The organism is Nesterenkonia alba DSM 19423 (assembly GCF_000421745.1).
In the GTDB taxonomy this organism is placed as follows: Bacteria; Actinomycetota; Actinomycetes; order Actinomycetales; family Micrococcaceae; genus Nesterenkonia; species Nesterenkonia alba.
Map to the genome: position 1 here is coordinate 1 of NZ_ATXP01000034.1, position 1,575 is coordinate 1,575.

Genomic DNA, 1,575 nt, shown 5'->3' on the forward strand with positions numbered 1-1,575 from the left:
CCCGTTAGCTTCTAGGGGCACCAGTTTTCCGGCAGGATAAGTGGTGTTGTCCGGTCCGGCTTCTGGGCATGATCGTTTGCCCCCAGTCATGTGATGATCCGGGGGGTGTTGTCACCCAGGAGCTGGTCACGGGCGGATCGTGGATCGCTGATAGAGGCACGACAGTCCCAGTGTTGAGGGCTTGTTTTCTAACGTGGATGCCGAGCATGAACCGCCCACCGACTCCACCCCAGGGCCTGGGGCTGGCAGGGCTGGGCAGCTGGCTGCCCAGGCGCCCCGTTCTGGGTGGTGACAGGACTCCACAATTGATGAGGAGAAGCTCGTGGCCTGGAACCTTCAGGACTTCGCGCTGTTCATCGGCTTAGACGTCGGCAAGAGTGAGCATCACGCCACAGCACTGACCACCACCGGCGAGAAGACCTACGACAAGCCCCTGCCCAACGACGAGGCCAAACTCCGAGACCTACTAGCCGAACTCACCAGTAAGCATGGGCTGGCCCTGCTGGTGGTCGATCAACCAGCGACCATCGGCGCACTGCCGGTGGCTGTTGCCCAGGAGGCTGAGGACGTTGAGGTGGCTTACCTGCCGGGGCTGACCATGCGCAGAATGGCTGACCTGCACGCCGGTTCAGCCAAGACTGATGCCCGGGATGCGTTCATCATCGCTGAGACCGCCCGGACCATGCCTACCGCGTTGCGGCAGATCGCAGCATCTGATGAGCAGGTCGCCGAGCTGGCGGTGCTGACCGGTTTCGATGATGATCTACTGGCCCAGACCACCGCCGCCAGGAACCGGCTGCGCGGTCTGCTGACCCAGATCCACCCCGGCCTGGAACGGGTCATCGGACCCCGGCTGCATCACTACGGGGTCCTGGATGTGCTGAGCAGGTGGTCTACTCCGCAGCGGATCAAAGACGCCGGCCGGGGCCATGTGCGCAACCGCATCACCAAACACAACCCACGGTTGGCTGAGCCACTCACTGAGGAGATCTTCGCTGCCCTGGCCGCCCAGACTGTGGTGGTTCCCGGCACCGAGGCGGCAGCAACCATCGTGCCGATCATCGCCGGACAGCTGAAGGACCTGTACTCGCAGCGTCAGCAGGTGTTGGCCCAGGTCGATGCCCTGGTGGAGGCGCACCCTCTTGCCCAGGTCCTGACTTCGATGCCCGGAATCGGGGTCAGGACCGCCGCCAGAATCCTCACCGAAATAGTCGGTAAGGACTTCAAGACCGCGGGCCATCTGGCCTCCTACGCGGGGATTGCGCCGACCACCAGGCGTTCCGGGACCTCGATTCGAGGTGAATACGCCAACCGTGGCGGGAACAAGAGATTGAAATCCTCCCTGTTCAACAGCGCCTTCGCAGCCCTGCACCACCGCCCATCCAGGGCTTACTACGACAAGAAGCGCGCCGAAGGAAAGACCCACAAACAAGCCGTCATCGCCCTAGCCCGCAGACGCCTCGACACCCTCTACGCCATGCTGCGTGACGGGACCTTCTACCAAGACCCCGAAACCATCAGAGGCAGAACCGGGCACGCCCTAGCAGCTTGACGAAAACCATAGAGGCACCCCCC

General features: G+C 63.0%; 1 protein-coding gene. It reads left to right on the forward strand.

Annotation, left to right across the window (positions count from 1 at the left end; genetic code table 11):
- The first annotated feature begins 322 nt into the window (after window positions 1-322).
- Complete coding sequence (locus H578_RS15180; RefSeq protein WP_022873924.1) at window positions 323-1,552, forward strand: IS110 family RNA-guided transposase; 1,230 nt, start codon at window positions 323-325, stop codon at window positions 1,550-1,552.
- Window positions 1,553-1,575 lie beyond the last annotated feature (23 nt).